Consider the following 16,457-nt stretch of genomic DNA (forward strand, 5'->3'; position numbering starts at 1 on the left):
TCCGAACCCCGCGGCACGGCGGCTTCATACTGCCCCTCCTGCTGTGATGGTTCGGGTTTTCGGGGTGTGGTGCCCGGATTCGGCGATGCGCCGTCGGCAGGCGGCCTCGGTCTCGTCGTCCCAGAGGACACACCAGCGTCCGCTGGGAGTCTTGCAGGCGGCCAGCTGGCCGTGGTTGATCCAGTAGTAGACCGCGTCGGCCGCGATCCCCAGGCGGCGGGCCACCTCCTTGACCGAGATCTCGCCGTCCCGGAACGGGACCGTGAACGGGGAGGGGATCTTGTGGACGTGGCGGACCCAGCGGACCGCCGCCGCATCGAACGGCCAGCCCGACGCGGTCGTGATGCCCTCCGCGGCGAGCTCGTCGACAAGCTCGGCGTCCCGCAGCCGGGGGCCACGCCGGCTGATCAGCTCCAAGGCGGCCGACGGGGTCCGCCGGGCCTCCGGCGCCGGCTTGGGCCGCTCCAGGCCGATCACCTCGCTCGCGCCGGTGTGCCAGCGCAAGCCCACCCGGGCCCGCCACCGGTCGGCCTCCGGCATCAGCGTCACGTCCGCCACCAGTGTCCTGAGCAGGCGTTTCCTGTCCTTGTCCCGGGTCCCGGATGCGTGCCAGAGGCGGGGAAGGTCGCCAGCGAGGGCCAGCAGGTCAGCCCGATCGGGCAGCGGTGGACGGCTCTCGTGTGCTTCTGCGAGGGCGGCTTCGGCCTCGGCCAGGGCGGTGAGCCGGGCCTCCCACCGGCTCTCCAGTGTCTGGGCGACGAGCCGGTTGCCGGGATCGACCGCTGTGAACGCCCGCTCGGCGCGATCCGCCTCGTAGCGGGCGCGTTCCACTGCCAGCTCGGCCGCCCGCTGTGAGCGGGTATGCCGGGCGGTGACCTCGTCCGCCGCCGCGAGGGCGACCGTGATCCGGCCCGGGGTGAGCTGGGCCAGCAAGCGTGTGGCAACCGCGTCATCGACAACATCCGCCCTGATCGACCGGCAGGTCGGTGTGCCCTGGTGGTCGGCCTTTGACCCGGAGCACTCGTAGGCCGCCTGCCCGCTGCGGTGGTAGCGGGTGGCCATCGGGCGCCCGCACGAGCCGCAGCCGATGATCCCCTGACATAGGGCCAGGCCCTCGCGGGCCGGACGGGCGCCGTCATGGGTGCAGTTGGCCTTCAGCTTCGCCTCGATGTCCAGGAGGGTCTGCCAGGTGATGTCGCCCTCGTGGTGATCGTGCAGCACCACCGGCCACTGATCCCTCGCAAGCAGCCGCACCCCGGTGCGCACGGTGCCGTCCGGCTCCACCGTGCGCCGGGTCGTGTACCGGCCGTAGACGTAGGTGCCCGCGTAACACGGGTTGCCCAGCACCCCCAGCACCCTGGCATGGGTGAGCTTCCCCCAGCGCAACTGGCTTGCCCACACGCCTCCATAGGCCCGCAGCGGGAAACGCCGGCCGACGAAGGCGGCCACTACGGCGTAGGCCGACCCGCCGGCTGCGAACGCGGCGAACACGTCCCGGATCGCGGTCTGCGCCTCCACGTCCGGATCGATCACGCATGCGCCCTCGTCGTCGTAGACGTAGCCGACCGGCAGCGGGAAGTGCAGCTCGCCCCGCTCGGCGGCGGCCCGCTTCGCACCCTGTAACCGACCGGCCAGGATATGCAGTTCGGCCTCGCTCATGCTGCCCTTGAGCCCCAGCAGCAGCCGGTCGTTGATGTCCGACAGGTCGTAGACCCCGTCGCCGTCCACCAGCAGCGCGTCCGTCAGCCGGGCCAGCTCCAGCAGCCGGGCGAAGTCCGCCGAGGACCGGGCCAGGCGGGACACCTCCAGCCCGAAGACCGCCCCGACCTCGCCCAGGCAGACCTTCGCCACCAGTTGGCGGAAGCCCTCGCGCTCGGCCCCGAACTTCCCCGACACCCCCAGGTCGGCGTCGATCACCACGACGTCCTCGCGGTCCCAGCCCAGCCGCACCGCCTCGTCGGCCGGCGCGTACTGCCTCGCCGTGGACTCGGTGTTGTCCCTCACCTGCACATACGTCGACTGCCGCAGTTAGACCACCGCCTGCCGGGACCGATGCGACGAGGTGATCTTCGACTGCCCGTTCACGGCCGCCTCCCAGCACGGACTCGACCATGTTGGCCAGCACCATCACCGTCTCGCCAAACACCCCGGTCCGCGGCACGGCTCCTCGCTCCCGCCCACGCCAGGGCACTCGCGCGACACATCTCACATGCCATCAGGATCCGCCCCCGTCCTGGTCGGCACCACGGCTCACTAGCCTGCGCGTTTCATCTGGGGTTGCGTCCGGATCATGATCGGAAAAGCGAAAGTGCCTTCTGAGCTGCAACGATGAGGCTTGTCTAGGGTCTCGATCGTTCCAGCGGGAAGGCACTTTCTGCGTGCACACTACCCGGTCACGCCCCAAGCTCGTCGTCAGCGCCGACGGGCACGGGGTGGTCAGCCATGCCGGCTCGCGTCTACTCGCGGATCTGGCCGACGCCACCGCACTGACCAGCGCTTTCTCCGACGCTCTGTGCCGACTGCGGCCTCGTGGCACCGGGCACGACCCCGGCCGCGTCGCGGTGGACCTCGCGGTGATGCTCGCCGACGGCGGCGAGGCGATCGCCGACCTGGCCGTGCTGCGCGACCAGCGCGACGTGTTCGGCCCCGTCGCCTCCACTCCGACCGCCTGGCGGGTACTGGCAGGCATCGACACCGCGACTCTGAACGCCCTGCGGGCAGCTCGGGCCAGGGCCCGCGAGGTCGCCTGGCTGCAAGCAGACGAGACTGGACACGCCATACCCGCCTCGCAGGCCGGAGGCCGTGAACTGCCCGGCCTGGTCCTGGACATCGACGCCACCCTGGTCACCTGCCACTCCGAGAAGGAACAGGCCGCCGCCACCTACAAACGCGGCTTCGGCTACCACCCACTGCTCTGCTTCCTGGACAACACCGGCGAGGGCCTGGCAGGTCTCCTGCGACCGGGCAACGCCGGAGCGAACACCGCAGCCGACCACGTCGCCCTCCTCGACCAGGCCCTCGCGCAGATCCCCGACGCTCACCGCCACGGCACCCCAGTCCTCATCCGCGCCGACAGCGCGGGCAGCGCCAAAGCCTTCCTCGCTCACATCCGGGCCCTGCGGGAACGCGGGATCCACACCTTCTTCTCCGTCGGGTATCCCGTCACCGAGCCAGTCCGTCGCGCGATCCGGGCCCTGCCCGAGCACGTCTGGCACCCCGCGCTGGAACAAGACGGTGCCTTGCGCGCCAGTGCCGAGGTCGCCGAGCTGACCGGCCTGGTCGACCTCACCGGATACCCGGACGGCACCCGCATCATCGTCCGCCGCGAGCGTCCCCACCCCGGCGCCCAGCTGTCCCTCTTCGACCAGGACGAAGGCATGCGCCACCAGGTCTTCCTCACCGACTCGCCCGTCGCAGGCAGCGGCTCGATCCAGCACCTGGAGGTCCGCCACCGTGCCCACGCCCGGGTCGAGGACCACATCCGCTGCGGCAAGACCACCGGCTTCGGTCGCTTCCCCTCCCGCCACTTCGCGATCAACCAGGTCTGGCTGGAGCTGTCCCTGACCGCGGTCGACCTGCTGGCCTGGACGCGAACCCTGCTACTGGACGGCGAGTTGGCCACCGCCGAGCCCAAGAAGCTCCGCTACCGGCTCCTGCACGCCGCAGCCCGGATCACGCGCGGAGCCCGTCGCCTACGGCTACGGATCGCCACTACCTGGCCCTGGCGCCACGAGCTGACCGCCGCGTTCAGCCGCCTCGTCGCACTGCCCCGACCGGCCACGTGACAGACAAGACCGCCACTGACCACCCACGACCCGAGGACCCAGGAGCACCCGGCCATCGCGCCGGGCCTGCGGCATGCCCACCATCCAACAGCAGCCCCACGACCTCCGGCACGGGCGTTCACCCAGCTCAGCCGACCCGAACCGAAACACGGAGGCTAGGGCATTCACCAGGGCACGGGCAGCACACGGGCCCTCGACCGCGAGCGGGTGCTCCTCGGCCGCAACCCCTCGGTCGGTCCACGCCTGCGGCAGCGTCACGCTCCGGCCCGCACCGCTCGCGCAGACGAAGACCAGCGCATCGCTCCGGCGCTTGACGTACAGAATCTCCAACTCGCAGCCGGACAACGGATGGAACGGGTGGGTGACCACCAGCGAACCCAACGACTGCCTGGACGATGCGGCCCTATGCGAGGACCGTCGGCACCCCCAGCATCCGCTCACCGCCGCCAGGCTTCGGGATGATCACCTGACGGACCGGCGCCGGCCGGTAAGTGCCCGCGTCGAGTTCGGCCCTCACCTCGGGCCAGTGCACCGCGATCCACGGCCACAACTCAGCCGTGGTCATGCCGTCCACCCCGGGAACACCCCGGTTCGCCTCGACGCGGTCGAGCGCCGCGAGCAGGTTCTCCTTCGAGAGCAACAGCTCCCACAGCGAGGACGCCTGTTCGCGGTGAACGTCCTCCGTGAGACGCGCCGACCGGCCACTACGCTCCGCCGGGGCACTTCCGGAATGCACCGGTCCCTCTCCGGACGGCACCGCCGAAGCGGTATTGCTGCGATCACCGTGACCGGCACGAGCAGTCACCACATCATCCGTTCCACTCGATGTTCGGCCCTTCCCAGCCGCCGTACTCATCCCGGCTGGTACTACGACCTCTGCTGGCTTCTGCCCGGTCAGCCCGCACCTCCCGGCACGGACCGTCGGCGCGGCGACACCTCAGCACAACCGACACCCGGACAGATCTCCCCAGGTAAGAACGATCACTGTCCCTGGATCCCCGCCGCGTTTACGCACTGGCCTTCTTGGTGGAGACGGGCATCACCTTCGCTTGCAGGCTCACCCGACCAGCACGCCTCATACACGGTTCGTGTTCCTCGGTACCCAGGTCTCGCCTCGGGCTTCCTCCAGACCCCACCTCACGATGACGCCCTTGCCTCCGGCTCGGGGTTAGCACCACCTCTTCCCCCAGGGGACTTCCACCCCCAAGCAATCGCCCATGCTGGGCGCACAAGCGTGAGGGTCCACCGACTCCGTCGGTGGACCCTCACGCAAGATCGAGGCTAGTGTCTCGTGATCCTGATTGCGTTACTTCGCGTTGTTATTGACGAGTTTCTTCACGCTGGTCTGGACGAGTCGGACCTTGGCGAGGATCTCGTCGGTGGTGGCGGTCCAGGTGAAGGGTTTCGCGTTCTCGTTCCAGGAGTTGACGTAGTCGCGGATCTGTTTGACCAGGACATTGACGCTTGCGAACGTGCCGCGGCGGATGGACTGCCGGGTGATGATCCCGAACCAGATCTCGATCTGGTTCAACCACGAGGAGCCGACGGGGGTGAAATGAAAGTGGACGTGCGGGTTCTTCGCCAGCCACGCCTTCACGTCCGGGGTGGTGTGCGTGGAGAGGTTGTCCAGGACGACATGGATTTCCTTCTCCGCATGCGGCTTGACGGCCTTCTTCAGGAACGCCAGGAAGGTCGCGCCGCTCCGGTTCGGCCTGCACTCGCCCAGCACTTCACCGGTCGCGACGTTCAGCGCGGCGAACAGGTTCGTGGTGCCGTGCCGCACATAGTCGTGAGTGCGCTTCTCGGTGGCCGCGAAAGTCACCGGCAGCACCGGCTGGGTCCGGTCCAGGGCCTGCACCTGCGTCTTCTCGTCGACCGACAGCACCACGGCGCCACCGGGCGGGGCCAGGTACAGACCGACGACATCGGCGACCTTCTCCGCGAACGCCGGGTCTTTCGAGATCTTGAAGGTGCCCGAGCGGTGCGGCTTCAGATTCTCCTCACGCCAGACGCGGGCGACGTAATGCCACGACACCGAGATGCCCTCCCGCCGCTTCAGATGGTCGGCCAGCGTCCGCGTCGACCAGTGCGACAGACCGGATTCCGCCGGCGGCGACATCCTCGTCAAAGCGATCAACCGGGCCCGCACCTGCGGCGGCACCTGGGTACGCGGCCCGCCGCGGCGCTTCTCCTCCAGACCGGCAAGGCCCCGCTCGGCATAACGGGTCTTGCAGCGGTCCACCGTCAGCGGCGCCACACCGGCGAGCTCGGCAATGTCCTTGCGTCGGCGTCCTTCGCCGGACCACAGCACGATCCTTGCGCGAAGCGCCACATCGGCCGGAACATCCCGCGACCCGGCCAACTCCCGCAGTTCCGCCATCTGTTCAGAGGTGAGATGCACACCAGACTCAACGATCACAGAAGCCTCAGGTTCCATGAACAGGATCACGAGACACTAGGTATGAACGCGATTCAGGTCCTGTATCAGTCGGCCGAAAACCGCAGGTGGGCGCGTTCGGCGATCTCTTCGTCTGTCAGCATAGTGATCTTGGGTACGTCAGGCGCACACAGCATTACGACAACGAACTTGCTCGAGGCGTCCGACAACAGGTTCGCGACACGATAGTGCACGACCTCACCGCCTGGCTCCCAGAACGCCTGACCCGCCTCGATCGAGTAAGGAGCCTCTCCTTCAATCTCGAAGAGGATCTTCCCTTCGATGACGTACCCGAATACCGGGCCCGAGTGACGATGCGGACCCGCCCCCTGATCACCAGGCGGCAGTTCCAGGAACTCGGTCACGACATCGGAGCCTTCAGGAATGAAGGGCGCCTTCACGCACGCGAGTTCGCTTATCTTCACTCCACTGTTTCCTAGTTCAAGCATTTCGCCAATATAGGGGCCAGCGCTCGATTGGTCCAGTTGAGGCGGACTTGCGCACATTTGACGAACGGCGGCAACAGATGAGCCTGGATCCGCCGCGTGATGCTCGGTCTGTGGGTGACGGAAAGAGAAGAGATGCCTGCTGAGACCTTGGATGATAGGAGTTCCTACGCCCACACCAGTCCCACGAAGCAAGGCACCTCGTAAGTGAAGTTTCCCCGTGATCCCGGACACGTGATTGTTATGCCGCGAGGGTGTGCTGATGCCGCAGCCGGGTTTCGGACGGCCTGAGGTAGCCGAAGACCTTGTGTTTGCGAAGGCGGCGGCGGTTGTAGAAGGTCTCGATGAAGGAGAAGACCTCGGCCCGGACGGTGGCCCGGTCGGACCAGGTACGGGCGCCGATCTCCTCCTTGAGCAGGGCCCAGAAACTCTCCGCGGCAGCGTTGTCGAAGCATGATCCGGTGCGTCCGCAGCTCTGCCGCAGCCCCAACTCCCGTATCCGGTGCCGGAACTGGGCAGACGTGTATTCGCTGCCTCGGACGCTCTCCTGTATGTCAACCTCTCTGGACGGTCCTGTTGGGGGTGCTGTCCTGCTTGATCGCGTAGTACGCCTCCCGGGCGACGTACCGTTTGAGGCAGCGGATGATCTCCATCTTGGACTTGCCCTCGTTGGTGCGGCGTTCGACGTACTTCTTTGTGTTCTCGTCGTAGTGCAGGCGGCAGACGACAGCCATGTGGATGGCGGAGTTGGCCTGGCGGTCACCACCGCGGTTGAGCCGGTGCCGTTGCACCTTTCCGGACGAGGCAGGCAGTGGGGCGACGCCGCAGAGTTTCGCGAAACGGGCCTCGTCCGTGACGCGTTCGGGGTTGTCGCCGCAGGTAACCAGCAGTTGGGCGGTGTTCTCGATGCCGAAGCCGGTCCGCTCCAGCAGCGTCGGGGCCAGCTCGTGGACCAGGGGCTCGATCATCGAGTCGAGGTCGGCGACCTCGTCGTTGAGCTCGAGGTAGCGGCGGGCCAGCGACTTGATCGCGATGCGGGTGGCGGAGGTGGGGTCACGGAAGGCGGTCTCGTCCGGCCGCCAGGCCGCACAGGTGCGGATCAGCTGCATCCGGGTCAGGTTGCGTACCTGGTCACGCAGTTCTTCGGGTGCGGAGATGATCTGGCAGCGGAGCATCTGCAGCGCGACGCGGCGGGCCTTGACCGCGGTCGAGCGGGCGACCCGCAGAACGCGCAGGGACTCGACCATGCCGTCGCGGGTCTTGGGCGTGATGGTGCGGTGGCCGGCCAGGGCGGCATGGGCGGCGTTCTCGGCGTCGAGGGTGTCGTCCTTGCCTCGCCGACGACGGTCGGAGCGATCTGGGCGGTTGACCTCGAGGATCTCGATGCCGGCCAGCTGCAGGTGACGCAGGAGTCCGGCGCCGTAGGAGCCAGTGCCCTCGATACCGATGCGGCGCACGTCGCCGAAGGTCCGCATCCATCGGAGCATCGCGCGGTAACCGGCGCGGGTGGTGGAGAACGCTTCCGTGCCCAGCACGTGGTCGTCGGTGTCGATCACGGCGGCGACGTGCAGGTCCTTGTGGGTGTCCACGCCGCCGATGACGGTGCGGGAGACGGGTGGGATGCTGGCCATGTCGGCCTCCTCGCGGATGAAAGAGCGCGGTGGGTCGGCGCGCGTTCACCGAGGCGGCGGACAAGACAGTGATGGGACCTTGGCCAGGCTCTCCTTAAGTCACTCCCGTCGGCGAGGCGAGCGCCTCGCCGGGATGCTCCCGGGCCACCGACAAGTCCGAGGAAGGACAGCGCCGTCGGTCGGAGTGCGGGTCAGGAGGCCGCGAGAGCATCCCGGCACCGTCATCCTGGCGCGTCCATCGCTGTGCGGGTCAAGAGGCCCGGGACACCCGGTACTTCACATACTCACTATCGCTGTGGATTATGCAGCCGGGCTCCAGTCCGCCCCGGCCGTGGGCCATGTCGAGTGCGTCGACGACGAGCTCGGCGCGGTGGTGGTCGGCCATGGCGTAGCCGACGACCTCGCGGCTGGCCAGGTCCAGCCAGCAGGCGAGGTAGAGCCAGCCTTCTGCGATGGGCAGGTAAGTGATGTCACCGACCAATCTGGTCCCGGGCCGATCGGCGTGGAAGTCGCGGCCGATCAGGTCCGGGGCCGGTTTCGCCTTCGTATCCGGCCGGGTCAGCGAACGTCTCTTGCGCCGGGTGACGCCGCGGATGCCGCGCTCACGATGGTCTCCTCGGACCTGAACACCAATCCCATCACCGACACGGACCTCGCTGCCATCCGAGCGGTGCCGGGTGTGGCGGAGGCGGCCCCCCGTACCCTGGAAGGGGTGGAAGCCTCACTCGCCGGCACACAGCGTCATCTGCAGCTTCAAGGAGACCCGGGTTCCGGGCGGCTGTCGCGGGTACAGGTCGTGGCGGGCAGCTATCCGGACGGCCCCGGCAAGATGGCCGTGAACCAGCAGGCTTCGCAGCGCCTGGCCATCGAGCCCGGCGACCGGATCGGCCTGCTCTTCCCACGCGAAGAGGACTCACAGGAGACAAGAACGGCCCCTGTGATCGTCACAGGGGTGGTGAAGGCCAACTCCGACCGGGTGGCCATCGGTTACGCCCCCGCCGCGATCCTCAACGAGCTGAACCGCACCAAGGGGTATCCGCGGGTCGACATCCGCGCGGAAGCCGGAGTCTCCGCGGCGGCTCTGTCCCAACGGCTGCGTCCGGTGCTCACCCGCCCTTCCGGAGGTCGCCGCCTTCGTCCCCGGCGACACCGTGCGGGCCGAGGAAGCCCGGGCGGCGGCGTCGCAGTACGAGGCCCTCTTCGAGCTCATCGCGGCATTCCTGGCCGCCGCCGTGGTCGCCGCAGCCCTCGTGGCGACGTCCACGTTCCGGATCGTCTTCGCGCAGCGGCTGCGCCAACTGGCACTTCTGCGCACCATCGGCGCGCACCGCGGCCAGCTCGTGCGGGCCCTCGCCGTCGAGGGAGCGCTGGTGGGCCTGGTAGCCGGGACGGCCGGGGTGCTACTGGCACTCGGCGCCGGACATGCCGTCCCGGCGATCGCGAACACCACCGGACAGAGTCTCTCGATACCGGGAGTTCCCGTTCCGGCGGCCCTGGCGGTGGTGCTCGGGGCCGTGCTGGTGACGGTCGGCGCAGTCCTCGCTCCCGCGCTGTCGGCGTCCGGGGTGTCCCCTCTGCTGGCTCTGCGCCGCGCCGGAACGGTGGCGGGCGAACGCGGTATCGGTCGCGCGCGCCTGGGTACCGGCCTGTTCCTCGCCGCCGGCGCCCTCGGACTGATCGGCGTGGTCTTCAGCAATCTGCCGGAACCGGGCGACACGAACTACGCACGGGCCGCGGGCATGACCATCGCCGTCCTCTCAGGCGCCATGGCCTTCCTCGCGCTGGTCGCCCTCGGCCCGCTGCTTGTCCGCCCGGTGCTGGCCACCGTCGGATGGCCGCTGCGCCAGCGGGGGCCCACGGGCACACTCGCCGTCGGCGGCGTCGGAGGCACCCCCCGCCGCGCCGCCGCCGTATCGACCATCGTGGCGCTCGGCGTCGCCCTGGTCTCCGGGACCCTCGTCGGCATCGCGAGCCTGCAGGGCCACACGGACCGGCACCTCGCCGTCAACGCACCAGCGGACTTCGACCTGCGCGGCGACGACAGGGGCCTCAGCGCTGAGTTCGTACAACGGATCAAAGCCCTGCCCGAGCTGACACACGCGACCGCCTACCGCAAGACCGAGATCTCCATCGACGGAACCGACGCCGTCGCCACCGACCTGGAGCCGGCCGCTCTGCCCTCCTCACGACATCTGTATCCGGCCGACGGCACCCTGAGCAATCTCGGTCCGGGCCGGGTGATCGCAAATGCCCGAGTCGCCCAGGAGCTGGACGTGACGGAGGGCGACAGCCTCACCCTCACCTCGGTGAGCAAGCGCACTGTCCGTGTGACCGTCGCCGCCACGCTGCCCAGCGACGCACCGCTCACCGCCGATGTGATCGTCGCGCCCGCCGACCTGGACCGTATGGGCGCCTCACGGCTGCGGAACGGGGTCCTGGCGAACGCCGCCCAAGGCGGGCAGGCGGCGCGCACCGCGGCGGAGAAGGCGATCCTGCGCACCACGGGCCCGAACGGTGGTACCGACCTGAGCATCCTCGCCGAGGAGCGCGACAACAGCTCCGCCACCTAAAGCTGTGGGCCACGACGTCACTGGGTCTGCTCGGGCTCACGGTGCTCATGGCCGTCATCGGCGTCGGCACCACGACCGGACTCACCGTGCTGGAACGCACCCGAGAATCCGGACTGCTGCGCGCCCTGGGACTCGGCCGGCGCGGACTCCGCCTCGCGATCGGCATGGAAGCCGGCCTGTACGGTGCCATGGGCGGCACCCTCGGCCTGGCCCTCGGCGTGCCCTACGCCTGGCTTACGATCCGCGCAGGCAACTTCGGGGCACCGCTGCTCCTGCCCTACGGCAACTGCTGACGGTCTTCCTGAGCCTGCTCGCCGTCACCGCGCTCGCCGGACTGCTGCCCGCTCGCCGCGCGGCCCGCGTCAGCCCGGTCACGGCGATGGGCACCGCCGAATAGCAAGGGCGGGGTGGAGGCAGAAGATCAGGCAGGTGGGGCCTGCCGAGCCGTGACAGGCCGACAAGAAGGGGACGGTCGGGGAGAGAATTCAGTCTCGCCCCGGCCTGCGATCTGACGGACAGCGGCTCCGCCAAGCTCGGCTGTGCGCCGTCTCCGGCGTTTGACTGCTTGCACTCGCAGGCTCGGCGACGCGTGGACGAGCAGAGCCGCGCCGGTGTTGCCTCCGATCTGACAAAAGCGGAGTGGCCGGACATCCCAGAGGCGCCGAGGTCCGGCCCGTGCCAGGCAGATGGTCAGGCCGCGCCTTCAACTCGCCCACGTGTACTGGCCGAACGGGCAGAGTCTTGGACCGCGACAGGTCCGCTGCCCGCTCAAGGTGCAGTGATCAGGCGTTGAGGGCGCGCAGGGCAGCCCCGTGCCTCCCGATCCACGCCTCGTAACTTTCCAGCTCGGGGTTGAGGTTGTGGGTCAGTTCGATGTCCCGGATCTCCGTGTCTTCCGACCTCTCGGCGAGGAACTGAAGTCCGTTGGAGACAGCGATCGCATGTGGGACGTCCAAGCCTCGGAACTCGGGCCAACTGAAGGGCTGGTAGGTGACCTTCTCGCCGATGGCGGCCGAGAGCATCGCGGCGAGTTCTGCGCCGGTTACGTGTTCTGCCGCGATGGACACCGTTTCACCGATCCAGTGATCGGCAGCCTTGAAGATGCGGTGCACCGTTCGGCCTATGTCCTGTGCTCCGATCACCGTCATCTTGCGATCAGCGATGGGAATGGAGAGGATCAGCTCGCCACGCTCATTGCGGACGGGGCCCATACCGAGGAAAACCGTCTCGTAGAAGAATGGCAAGCGCAAGAAGGTTGTGGGCACCTGCAGTTCGGCGAAGACCGCGTCCGCACTGGCCTTCACATCGAAGTGCGGCGCCGTGTATCCGCCCATGACCCGCGGAACCGCGTCACCTGTTCTCTCGAAATGGGGTCGAGTGTCCTCCAGGGTGGACCACACCACATGGCTGACACCGGCGGCCTTCGCCGCTCGCGCCGCATTGGTCGCCTGCTCGAACTCTCTGATCGTGCGGGGCCTGACCGCTTCCTGCTCGGGGGTCAGCGGGGACCAGAAATCTGTCACGACGAAGACGCCATGTGCTCCCGCGAAAGCCTGAACCAGGCTGATTTCGCTGTCCAGATCGGCTTCGCCGACTTCCACGCCGCGTGCCGCCATCTCCTTCGCAGCACGCGAACTCGCGTCTCTCGTCAGGGCTCGCACCACGAATGGGCTGTCCGGATCAGTGAGGACTGCGTCCACCAATCCCCCGCCCTGCTTGCCCGTCGCCCCGACTACAGCGATGACCTTCTTGCTCTCCACACAAACCCCGATAGTTGATGCGACAATTAGTTTGGAGTCTACAGGTCGTCGCCCAACAGGCAAGGAGGCTTGTTCACCATCGGCCCGAGTCGGTCGGACAGCGTTCACGTGGTGAAGCCGCACCAGCAACCCCGCTCTCACCCGACTTGCGACACCTCGGCACAGCCCGCACACCCCGAGCCTCAACTCCCACCGGCACGGGGAGCAATTGCGAGGTGCACAACGGATGCGACCTTCTACGGCGAGTGAAGGGTTACGAAGTCGGTGGGTGCAACATGTTGAAAACCCGTCAATACCGGTGTGCACGAGCTTCGACAAGGCGCTGTGATGTTGCGTTTCGGCTCTGGCGAGTGTCGTGGCCCGCACACGAAGATCAGTCATGAAGGGGCTTGAGGTGCGCAAGTCGGGATGCTCAGGCATCAAACGCGTACTCCAGCACGTACGCCGCGCTGTCCGTGGTCATCTCGTTCACTTCGACCGCTCGAAGTTCCGCGTCGAAGGCCGTGCGGCACAACTTCATGACCGGGCGCTCCGAGGGCATGGCAAGACCTTCGGCCTCTTCGGCTACAGGCAGTCGGCACCGGATCTCCTCTCGGAAGTGCGTGGGTGCGTGACCGATCTCAGCGAGCCGGGCGTACGTGCCGCCGTCCCCGGTGTCGTAACGCATGATCGCCGTTCCTTCAACCAGCCCAAGGGGCAGGTAGGAGGTCGCGAGCATGACGGGCCTGTCGCCCAGCAGGAAACGTCGGGAGCGAGCGCAGACCAGTGCGCTCTCGTCCACGTCCAGCAACCGGGCGATGTGTACGGGGACCGCCACCGTGTCGACGCGGACGTCAATGGTGACCGGCCGATCCTCGTCGGCGGACCAGATGGATTTGCCGGCACCCCACTGCTCAGATGCCAGCCGCTGAATGCCGTGACGCCGGATCGGGCGGAACTCGATGACTCGGGGACCAGCCGCCTTCTCCGTTTCCACCAGTCCCTCGATCCTCAACATCTTGAGTGCTTGGTGGGCGGTGACCTCAGCGACGTCGTACCGGACGGCGAGCACGCTCTCAGCCGGCAGTCGATCGCCGGGGCCGTAGAGGCCGGACTCGATCGCCGTCTTCAGGTCGTCGGCAATCCGCTGGTACTTCGGCCTCTGCGGGCTCGTCTCACTTGCCATGCCTCTCCCTACGTCGCCAGCGATCCTAGGCCCGCTGCCTGTCGAGCCGCCGGAGCGGCGCTGCCAGGCCTCGCAGACAGGCTTCGCGGCGACGGTGATGGGCTCCTGTGCGACGAATGCGGCCATGACTGCGACGCGCACCGTTCGACCTGGCGTCCGGTCACAGCGCGGCAATGAGGGAACCGCCTGCGAGGGCTGCGGCGAGGGTCTCGACATCGACGGCCGGCACCGGCATGCGCGCAGCGTCCGGACGCTGTCCGGGCAGGCCACGGCGCTCGACTGCCTCACTCGCGGGCCCGGCGACGAACAGACGTGCCGAGCCGCGCCCGGTCTGACGGAACAGTCTGTCGAGCGTGCCGGGCGGGACGGCGAGGCGAAGCAGAAGGCGAGGGCGACGACGGGGGCCAGCGCCGCGCACAGCCAGTAGCAGCTGACTCAGGACCCTGCCAAGGAGATGGTCAGGAAAGCAGTGATCGGTGTGCCGGGGCGAGGAAGCCGGTGGCTTCTTCCCAGTAGCGGAGGGTCAGAGCCGACCGGAGCGCCTCCCTCAACCACCACCATCACGATGACCTCCCCGGCCACTCCCCGCACGTCCCCCTGACCACGCCGTACCGTCCATCCGGCCCACCGGCAGCGGCACTCCCCTGATCCCCGGGCGACGCCGACGTGTCTCTCCTCCTGCGGGACGGCAAGGACTATCGTGCCGACTCACCAGGTAAGGAGCAAGGACCGCTTCGTCGCAGGCAACGCTCGCCCCGTCGCGACGCCGGGCACGCTCCCCCACTCTCGGCTTCGCTCGAGCCTGAGGGGGCTCCTACGACGCCGCTCCTTGACGGGCATACGTTGCCTGCCACGGCACCAGGAGGCTATGCGCGACGGGCTGCTCACTGCGTAGGCCGCGGGCGGACCCTCGTACGGAACCCAGGTCGGACACTCCCGCTGAGGTACGTGGCCGTCTTCTCGTTGCGCTTGAGGTCAGGATCCGTCGACGGTCTGCCAGGCGGGATCAATCGCGATGCGTCGCAGCTGTTCCAAACTGAGGGCGGGGTTGGCCCGGTTGGCCGGGAGTTGGTAGGCACGTGCGTTGACCGCGGAGACGACGACGCGCACGCCGTTCTTGCTGAGGGTGTCGACTTCCCACCTTACGGTGCCCTTGCCGCCCCTGGCAGCGGGGCCCTTGCGGCTGATCATGCGGGTACCGTCGGGCAGGATGTCAGCCTTCTTGAACACCTCGTCCAGGCTGGACTCGTGGTGTGGCCATTGCTGGACCGTAGCGGCCACGAGGCTCTTGCCGTGGCCGTCGTCGACGATGACGTGGCCAAAGTCCTGCGATCCGCGCGATCTTTCCGCTTCGAGTCCCCTGGGCAGCAGCCGCATGATGAGGCTGCTGATCTGCTGCGCGGCCATCTTGCTGACCGGCGGGGACGTGGGTATGTCGGCGGCAGGTTCGGGCAGCGCCCGTGTGTGGGGGTCCCATACCTGAGAGGTGGCAACAACGGTGAGCTGCTTCGGGGTGAGCGGGAGCGGCGTATCCTCGGCCGGGTTCTTACCGCGCGGGTCACCAGCCTGGGTCACGATGACCCGCCGGCCGTCTTTCTGGGTCAGCAACGCACTGGCGTGTCGGGCACCGGACGGGTACTTCTCGTCCTTCGGGGACTGATCCAGCACGAGACTGGCTCCACCCGGCAACAGCGTCTGCGTGCAGCGACTGAGGGGGCGGTAGGCCGTTTCAGGGCATTCCGAGATCGCTGGGGGAAGCGGAACCGGATACCGGCTCAGGGTCACCTGCACCTTGGCTGCACGTCCATTCCGCTCCAGGACCAGTTCCGCGGAGGGCGGCGGGCCGGGCTTCTCCCCCCGGGTCTGACCCCTCCCGTGCTGCGCGGACAGCTTCCCCTCGGGGACCAGGCCCTCCAGGAGTTGCACCATCTCGTCGGCCGATACCGGCGAGGGGGTGGCCTGCGGGGAGGTGCACGTGGACAGCGCCACCGCGATCAGGGCAGTTGGCACCATCGAGCCGACGGCTACAGATTTCCTGGCATGGCGGTCGGCGTTCCACCACAATCTGCGGGCGGATCCGGGGAAAGCAGTGAGGGGGTGTGACTGCGTTCCGACCCACGTTTTGGGTGAGCGGCGCGGCCGGGAAACTGTGCGGGGACGCATCGGGTCGTTTGACATCGCCATCGTTATCCATCGGAGCAGTGCATCGGAGCAGACCGCGACGCGCCCACCTCGGTGCACGGAAGCCGCGTACGTCGTGATTCGACTCTAGCCGATACTTGATGCTTCAACCAATCGGGCTTCCATGTCGACCTGAAATTTCACCTTCACCCCAATCCGGGCATGACTTCAGTGACGCGCCGACGATGCGCTCGATGGCGAGTCGACCTCGGCTCCAGGCTTGCGCGACGGCCCGAAATGATGATTTCGGCCGGCATCCCGACTTTCCGGCGGGCGCGAAAGCCGGCACACACGAACCGCGGCACCAGGTGAGCGCCCTTGCGCTCATATACCTATTCCGCGACCGAAGGGCCGGGGGCGACTCGGCGCCCCCCGATACCCACAAGTAAGTTGACGCATCAATGATCTCAGGTAATTCTTATGCATCGAGATCTCTTTCGCTGCTCCCGAGCATCCTGGAATCAGGGAGCCGGCTCCGAAGC

At 67.9% G+C, this 16,457-nt stretch carries 15 protein-coding genes and 1 pseudogene; 5 read left to right on the forward strand and 11 right to left on the reverse strand.

Annotated elements, in window-relative coordinates:
• Window positions 1-24: 24 nt before the first annotated feature.
• Entirely contained in the window at window positions 25-2,004 is a 1,980-nt protein-coding gene (locus DN051_RS00765; RefSeq protein WP_199314826.1) for a recombinase family protein, read from the reverse strand.
• Between the two features lie 374 nt (window positions 2,005-2,378).
• Between DN051_RS00765 and DN051_RS00770 the strand changes: the two genes are divergently transcribed.
• Entirely contained in the window at window positions 2,379-3,785 is a 1,407-nt protein-coding gene (locus tag DN051_RS00770; RefSeq protein ID WP_112437594.1) for an IS1380 family transposase, read from the forward strand.
• On the opposite strand, the gene DN051_RS47685 is transcribed toward DN051_RS00770, so the two are convergent.
• From DN051_RS47685 to DN051_RS47690, 7 genes are all read right to left on the reverse strand, one after another.
• Window positions 3,699-4,226, reverse strand: a complete 528-nt coding sequence (locus DN051_RS47685; RefSeq protein ID WP_425471714.1) for a DUF5372 family protein — start codon at window positions 4,224-4,226, stop codon at window positions 3,699-3,701. The two genes, DN051_RS00770 and DN051_RS47685, sit on opposite strands and share 87 nt — an antisense overlap.
• Window positions 4,189-4,521, reverse strand: coding sequence for a reverse transcriptase family protein (locus DN051_RS00775; RefSeq protein ID WP_112437595.1), 333 nt, complete (start codon window positions 4,519-4,521; stop codon window positions 4,189-4,191). The genes DN051_RS47685 and DN051_RS00775 overlap by 38 nt, the downstream gene beginning before the upstream one ends.
• A gap of 570 nt (window positions 4,522-5,091) precedes the next feature.
• Window positions 5,092-6,234, reverse strand: a complete 1,143-nt coding sequence (locus DN051_RS00780) for an IS630 family transposase (RefSeq protein ID WP_246040790.1) — start codon at window positions 6,232-6,234, stop codon at window positions 5,092-5,094.
• Window positions 6,235-6,269: 35 nt separating this feature from the next.
• On the reverse strand, window positions 6,270-6,647 hold the full coding sequence (locus tag DN051_RS00785; RefSeq protein WP_246040789.1) for a cupin domain-containing protein: 378 nt from the start codon (window positions 6,645-6,647) through the stop codon (window positions 6,270-6,272).
• Between the two features lie 262 nt (window positions 6,648-6,909).
• Window positions 6,910-7,158, reverse strand: a complete 249-nt coding sequence (locus tag DN051_RS44725; protein ID WP_162624746.1) for an integrase core domain-containing protein — start codon at window positions 7,156-7,158, stop codon at window positions 6,910-6,912.
• 64 nt (window positions 7,159-7,222) lie between these two features.
• A complete protein-coding gene (locus tag DN051_RS00795) occupies window positions 7,223-8,299 on the reverse strand; it encodes an IS110 family RNA-guided transposase (RefSeq protein ID WP_112437599.1) in 1,077 nt (358 codons plus the stop codon).
• A 250-nt stretch (window positions 8,300-8,549) separates the two neighbouring features.
• A complete protein-coding gene (locus tag DN051_RS47690) occupies window positions 8,550-8,780 on the reverse strand; it encodes a DDE-type integrase/transposase/recombinase (protein ID WP_162624747.1) in 231 nt (76 codons plus the stop codon).
• A gap of 126 nt (window positions 8,781-8,906) precedes the next feature.
• Here DN051_RS47690 and DN051_RS47695 point away from each other — a divergent pair.
• The 3 genes and pseudogenes from DN051_RS47695 to DN051_RS00815 all read left to right on the forward strand — a co-directional run.
• A pseudogene (locus DN051_RS47695) lies at window positions 8,907-9,341 on the forward strand (ABC transporter permease); the annotation flags it as partial.
• A 109-nt stretch (window positions 9,342-9,450) separates the two neighbouring features.
• Window positions 9,451-10,869, forward strand: a complete 1,419-nt coding sequence (locus tag DN051_RS00810; RefSeq protein ID WP_112437601.1) for an FtsX-like permease family protein — start codon at window positions 9,451-9,453, stop codon at window positions 10,867-10,869.
• A gap of 47 nt (window positions 10,870-10,916) precedes the next feature.
• Entirely contained in the window at window positions 10,917-11,162 is a 246-nt protein-coding gene (locus DN051_RS00815; RefSeq protein ID WP_112437602.1) for an FtsX-like permease family protein, read from the forward strand.
• 489 nt (window positions 11,163-11,651) lie between these two features.
• Here the strand turns inward: DN051_RS00815 and DN051_RS00820 are convergent, their stop codons facing one another.
• Both DN051_RS00820 and DN051_RS00825 read right to left on the reverse strand, forming a co-directional pair.
• Window positions 11,652-12,629, reverse strand: a complete 978-nt coding sequence (locus DN051_RS00820) for an NmrA/HSCARG family protein (protein WP_162624748.1) — start codon at window positions 12,627-12,629, stop codon at window positions 11,652-11,654.
• 412 nt (window positions 12,630-13,041) lie between these two features.
• Window positions 13,042-13,794: a GntR family transcriptional regulator gene (locus DN051_RS00825; protein ID WP_112437603.1), complete on the reverse strand. Its 753-nt coding sequence runs from the start codon at window positions 13,792-13,794 to the stop codon at window positions 13,042-13,044.
• A gap of 124 nt (window positions 13,795-13,918) precedes the next feature.
• On the opposite strand from DN051_RS00825, the gene DN051_RS00830 reads away from it, so the two are divergent.
• Window positions 13,919-14,221, forward strand: coding sequence for a hypothetical protein (locus tag DN051_RS00830; protein ID WP_112437604.1), 303 nt, complete (start codon window positions 13,919-13,921; stop codon window positions 14,219-14,221).
• A 548-nt stretch (window positions 14,222-14,769) separates the two neighbouring features.
• Here DN051_RS00830 and DN051_RS00835 read toward each other — a convergent pair.
• Window positions 14,770-15,783: a hypothetical protein gene (locus DN051_RS00835; protein WP_162624749.1), complete on the reverse strand. Its 1,014-nt coding sequence runs from the start codon at window positions 15,781-15,783 to the stop codon at window positions 14,770-14,772.
• Window positions 15,784-16,457: the final 674 nt, after the last annotated feature.

The sequence above is a fragment of the Streptomyces cadmiisoli genome, from assembly GCF_003261055.1.
Taxonomy (GTDB): domain Bacteria; phylum Actinomycetota; class Actinomycetes; order Streptomycetales; family Streptomycetaceae; genus Streptomyces; species Streptomyces cadmiisoli.

Bases quoted from the DNA above. Each gene is read 5' to 3' on its own strand.
- DN051_RS00795 (WP_112437599.1), bottom strand. From the start codon at position 8,299: ATGGCCAGCATCCCACCCGTCTCCCGCACCGTCATCGGCGGCGTGGAC.
- DN051_RS00815 (WP_112437602.1), top strand. From the start codon at position 10,917: ATGGCCGTCATCGGCGTCGGCACCACGACCGGACTCACCGTGCTGGAA.
- DN051_RS00825 (WP_112437603.1), bottom strand. From the start codon at position 13,794: ATGGCAAGTGAGACGAGCCCGCAGAGGCCGAAGTACCAGCGGATTGCC.
- DN051_RS00830 (WP_112437604.1), top strand. From the start codon at position 13,919: ATGACTGCGACGCGCACCGTTCGACCTGGCGTCCGGTCACAGCGCGGC.